Below are 4,071 nucleotides of genomic sequence, written 5' to 3'. Positions count from 1 at the left end.
ATTAGGTATTTCATTGTAAAAAGAAATGTCATCAAAGCCATCGACGATAATTTCAGACCCATCTGAAATACAAATTTTTAAAACCATATCCATATGTATCACCTACCTTTCTATCCAAATTGTAACAGAAAGGTAATTGGAAGGAGGAAAACAATTTGAATCAATTAATGAAAACTGATGTACAAATGACAAGTTTGAATATTGCAGAGTTAACAGGTAAAAGGCACGCTGATGTAATGCGTGATATTCGTAAAGAAGTTGAGGAATTAGGAGAGGAAATAGCCCAACGCATTTTTGCACTCGGCTCTTATTTAGACAAAAACAAACAAGAAAGACCTTGTTACAAATTTGGTAAAGACGGAGCCATGCAATTGGCATTAAAATACGATGCTGTAACTCGGTACAAAGTTATCAAACATATAGAAGAATTAGAGCAAGATAAAAAGTTGCCAGTAAATAGTACAGTAGCCCTTTTGGAAACAGCATTAAAACATGAGATGGAATTAGCTGAAATCAAAACAGATGTGGACTACCTAAAAGGCAGTATGCGAATTGATTCACTCCAACAACAAGAAATACAACAGGCAGCTAAACAATCAATTGTACAAGCTTTAGGCGGTAAAGATTCGGTTGCCTATAAAGAGATTAGTAAAAAGGTATTTTCGGCATTTTGGAATGAGTTCAAACATTATTTCAAAATTCCACGTTATGGAGATATTCCAAAAGTTAAACATGAGGAAGCATTAAGATTTATTAGCTTATGGCGGCCTTCCACATCATTACAAATGGAAATCGACAGTTGTAATAGCCAAATGGCTTTCGAATGAACTGTTTATATAGAAAGGAGGCTATGGCATGTCAGAGGATTTGGGGGCACAAGTTCGTTCAGAACTATTTAAAAGAAAAATGAGCCAAAAACAATTAGCTGAAATGGTAGGCATTTCAAATGCTTATCTGTCAGACATAATTCGTGGGCGTAAAGATGGTCCAAAAGCACAAGAACATATTAAACACATTCGAAAAATCTTATCTATTTAAGGTAGGTGAAGTATATGGAAAAACTCACTATGTCAGTTGAGGAAGTTGCAAGTGAATTAGGTGTTAGTAAAACAACTATTTACACAATGGCCCGTGAAAAAGAGATTCCTCATACAAAAGTGAGAGGGAGGATTTTATTCCACAGACCCACAATTGAGCATTGGTTAATCATTAATACGGAAGGCGGTGAACAAATTGAAAATCAAAGTATCTGAATGGTTGGCATTACCGATTGAAGAACGATTGGCTTTGATAAGCAATGCATTTAACAAAGCAATATCAGCACGTCAAAAATAAAACTATCAATCTATTGGAGGTTACTAGGATGCAAATAGTAATAAACGTAAAAGGTACAAAATTATCAGTCGTAAATATTTTCTATCGAACAACAGGTGAACCATCTGGAGTATACGCACTTGATGAAAATGGTCGCCAATCACTTTTTATTGATAAGAAACAAAGTCAACATGATACACGACCTCATATTGCTGTTGAAAATTTGAGTGAGATGCTCGAATATCCCGAACTGGAAGCAAGGATTGTGGAGGGCAACAACAGGCTAATTAAGCATCTTGAAGATATGCAAAAAGAGGAGAATAGCAAACTCTTAGACATTGCAATCGATGCGATGGAAAGTGAACCGGGTTTACCGTTTGATAGCCATTTATCGAGTAAGCAACATGAATACAAACTTCTACAACAACGAGTATTTGGCATCATCGATACAGTCGAAGAAGTCAAAGCATTCACGGAAGGATATTACACAAATGTCGATGATGAAACAGTTACAGCGTAATGCAGTCATTGAACAGTTGAAAAAGTTGGGCATCCACAGTATTGATGGACAACCGTTAAGTGAAGTGTTGTATACAACGTTGCTTAAAACATTGGCGCTTAAACGTGCAGCACAGGATTGTAAAGGAAGGTGATTAGTAATGGACATAAATCGCATTAAACAAATCGATGGGAAAATCGATGAGATGCATCAAACGCTAGGTGATTCACCTAATGCAATGGTTAATTTTCAAGCTGTGTACAACGATATGAAATATCTAATCATGATGGCTTTAGATGGTCAAAAAGAAGCGAATAAGCTACGTACAAAAATCGGTCGAATGAAAATTACTATCAAGAAAAAAGACCGTGTTATTCGTACAATCGACCATCATAACAATCGTTTAGGTAATGATAATCGGGCGAAAACAACAGTACTAGAAAAATTTCGCGAAGAAAATAAACGACTTCGTGAAGCACTTGAATATTACGCTGACACAAAACATTACGAACCATACTGTATTCCAGTGGGGGATTATGCGACTGATGTAACAGAAGATAATGGTGAAATTGCTCGTCAAGCATTAGACGGTGGTGAATAAATGAATGAAATCACAACTAATTTCGCTAGAAATATTAAAGATTTGAGAATAAAGAATAAGTTAACACAAAAACAATCAGCTGAAATGTTGAGTAAGAAAGAATCAACCGTAAGAATGTGGGAACTTAATAAAAATGAACCGTCTTTAACGACACTAGTTAAATTATCAAAAATATTTAATGTCTCAATAGATGAAATGATAGGAGTGAATGAGTAATGAAATCAACAGGTATCGTTCGCAAGGTAGATGAGCTAGGACGTTTAGTAATTCCAAAGGAGCTACGTCGCACATTAAATATTGAAGATAAAGATGCAGTAGAAATCTTTGTGGATGGCGATCAAATCATTCTAAAAAAATATATGGCTAATATGACATGTGCCGTGACTGGTGAAGTATCAGACAATAATTTCAGTTTACTAGGTGGAAAGTTAGTTTTAAGTCCAGAAGGTGCTAAAAAGTTAATTGCTGAAATCGAGCAATCCAAGTAGGTGATTCCATGCGAATAGGCTACACACACGCTGATGTATATGACAGAGAATCAGATTACTGGCAAGACATCGAGGATGCAGAGAATGCACAAATAGAGGCACAAAAAAACTCACTCAAGGCGGCAACCGAGAGCGAGCACGAAAATATAAATGACACTGGTATTTTACCACAGGAGGATGCGAAATGACAAAGTTTATCGAGCAACGTGTAGAAGTTTTAGAAAACGAAGTAGCTGAATTAAAGCTAATCGTTCATGAATTACGTGGTAAGAAATCAATTGAGCCTTCCACAACTAATACTGTGGAGGACATCATCGAATTTGAAGGTAAGCAATATCGCAAGGTTGACCGTGAAGCACGTGAAGGTGATGTTGTTATTTTCAAAAAAACGTCTATTGATTGTGTGACAGTAGGTAAACCATATAAATCTATGGGTGATACATTCTACGATGACGAAGGTGATGACATTCATATCTATAACGGTATTGCAGATGGAACACCTGAAACAGTAGATGTCTACGAACTAATCAAATCCAAACCACTAACACCAAATCAACAACGTGCTGCAATTATTGACAAGGCTAAGCAATTCATTGAAGAAGCAATGAATCAAGGAAAAGTTGGCAGTCCAATAAGCGAATTAGGTAATGAAACATATCAATATAAATTCTTCGGTGTTGAGTTTGATGTAAATGAAAGGGAAGTGAAAGCGTCTGTTTATCAAAATAGTAGCCGTGATAAAAGGATGAAACGAGAACCAATTCATGTTTCCATATCTAAATGTTCACCAAATGACGTATTCAACGAACACATTGGAAAAGCCATTGCATTAGGACGAGCGCTAGGTCTTGATGTAAGTGAGTTTGAACAGGCGGTGCAACCTACATTTCAAGTAGGGCAAATAATTGAGTTCATGTCGGTTAGAGACGGACTATTAACAAGCCAATTAATCCAAGTAAAAAGCAATCAGTTATGGTTTGTGAATGTTGACGGAGACGAAGTCTATGTTACTACCGATAGAGAACTCGGAACGCCTAAAATCATCAACGACACTAACGCTATTTATGGAGGTGTTGAATAATGTTTCTAATCGTTGAATTTAAATACTCAACAGAGCAAGAAGAAAATAAAGTTTCGAAGTTTAATAATCCAAGCCAAATCATCGAATT

10 protein-coding genes are annotated in these 4,071 nt (G+C 36.2%); all 10 read left to right on the top strand.

What is annotated here, in order from left to right:
• The first annotated feature begins 155 nt into the window (after positions 1–155).
• Positions 156–827 carry a Rha family transcriptional regulator gene (locus C9J37_RS27250; RefSeq protein WP_107897903.1) on the top strand — a complete coding sequence of 224 codons (672 nt, stop codon included), beginning with the start codon at positions 156–158 and terminating at the stop codon, positions 825–827.
• 28 nt (positions 828–855) lie between these two features.
• Positions 856–1,038: a helix-turn-helix domain-containing protein gene (locus C9J37_RS27245; RefSeq protein WP_107897902.1), complete on the top strand. Its 183-nt coding sequence runs from the start codon at positions 856–858 to the stop codon at positions 1,036–1,038.
• Between the two features lie 14 nt (positions 1,039–1,052).
• A complete protein-coding gene (locus C9J37_RS27240; RefSeq protein ID WP_107897901.1) occupies positions 1,053–1,253 on the top strand; it encodes a helix-turn-helix domain-containing protein in 201 nt (66 codons plus the stop codon).
• 110 nt (positions 1,254–1,363) lie between these two features.
• Positions 1,364–1,834: a hypothetical protein gene (locus C9J37_RS27235; protein ID WP_107897900.1), complete on the top strand. Its 471-nt coding sequence runs from the start codon at positions 1,364–1,366 to the stop codon at positions 1,832–1,834.
• Complete coding sequence (locus tag C9J37_RS28685) at positions 1,806–1,967, top strand: hypothetical protein (RefSeq protein WP_167397461.1); 162 nt, start codon at positions 1,806–1,808, stop codon at positions 1,965–1,967. Before C9J37_RS27235 ends, C9J37_RS28685 begins: the two co-directional genes overlap by 29 nt.
• Before the next feature lie 6 nt (positions 1,968–1,973).
• Entirely contained in the window at positions 1,974–2,414 is a 441-nt protein-coding gene (locus tag C9J37_RS27230; RefSeq protein WP_107897899.1) for a hypothetical protein, read from the top strand.
• Positions 2,415–2,630 (top strand): helix-turn-helix domain-containing protein, encoded by a 216-nt coding sequence (locus C9J37_RS27225; protein ID WP_107897898.1) that lies wholly within the window; start codon positions 2,415–2,417, stop codon positions 2,628–2,630.
• Positions 2,630–2,902 (top strand): transition state genes transcriptional regulator AbrB, encoded by a 273-nt coding sequence (locus C9J37_RS27220; protein ID WP_107897897.1) that lies wholly within the window; start codon positions 2,630–2,632, stop codon positions 2,900–2,902. The genes C9J37_RS27225 and C9J37_RS27220 overlap by 1 nt, the downstream gene beginning before the upstream one ends.
• A gap of 8 nt (positions 2,903–2,910) precedes the next feature.
• Positions 2,911–3,090, top strand: a complete 180-nt coding sequence (locus tag C9J37_RS27215; protein WP_107897896.1) for a hypothetical protein — start codon at positions 2,911–2,913, stop codon at positions 3,088–3,090.
• The gene (locus C9J37_RS27210) at positions 3,087–3,983 is read left to right on the top strand and encodes a hypothetical protein (RefSeq protein ID WP_107897895.1); all 897 of its coding nucleotides are present in this window, start codon (positions 3,087–3,089) and stop codon (positions 3,981–3,983) included. The genes C9J37_RS27215 and C9J37_RS27210 overlap by 4 nt, the downstream gene beginning before the upstream one ends.
• Positions 3,984–4,071 lie beyond the last annotated feature (88 nt).

This window comes from Lysinibacillus mangiferihumi, from assembly GCF_003049665.1.
GTDB lineage: Bacteria > Bacillota > Bacilli > Bacillales_A > Planococcaceae > Lysinibacillus > Lysinibacillus mangiferihumi.
Note: the sequence above shows the minus strand (reverse complement) of the source record. Positions and strands in the feature narration are given on the sequence as shown.

Excerpts from the sequence above, each read along its gene's own strand:
- C9J37_RS27245 (WP_107897902.1), top strand. The coding sequence starts at position 856 with ATGTCAGAGGATTTGGGGGCACAAGTTCGTTCAGAACTATTTAAAAGA.
- C9J37_RS27240 (WP_107897901.1), top strand. The coding sequence starts at position 1,053 with ATGGAAAAACTCACTATGTCAGTTGAGGAAGTTGCAAGTGAATTAGGT.
- C9J37_RS27235 (WP_107897900.1), top strand. The coding sequence starts at position 1,364 with ATGCAAATAGTAATAAACGTAAAAGGTACAAAATTATCAGTCGTAAAT.
- C9J37_RS28685 (WP_167397461.1), top strand. The coding sequence starts at position 1,806 with ATGTCGATGATGAAACAGTTACAGCGTAATGCAGTCATTGAACAGTTG.
- C9J37_RS27230 (WP_107897899.1), top strand. The coding sequence starts at position 1,974 with ATGGACATAAATCGCATTAAACAAATCGATGGGAAAATCGATGAGATG.
- C9J37_RS27225 (WP_107897898.1), top strand. The coding sequence starts at position 2,415 with ATGAATGAAATCACAACTAATTTCGCTAGAAATATTAAAGATTTGAGA.
- C9J37_RS27220 (WP_107897897.1), top strand. The coding sequence starts at position 2,630 with ATGAAATCAACAGGTATCGTTCGCAAGGTAGATGAGCTAGGACGTTTA.
- C9J37_RS27215 (WP_107897896.1), top strand. The coding sequence starts at position 2,911 with ATGCGAATAGGCTACACACACGCTGATGTATATGACAGAGAATCAGAT.
- C9J37_RS27210 (WP_107897895.1), top strand. The coding sequence starts at position 3,087 with ATGACAAAGTTTATCGAGCAACGTGTAGAAGTTTTAGAAAACGAAGTA.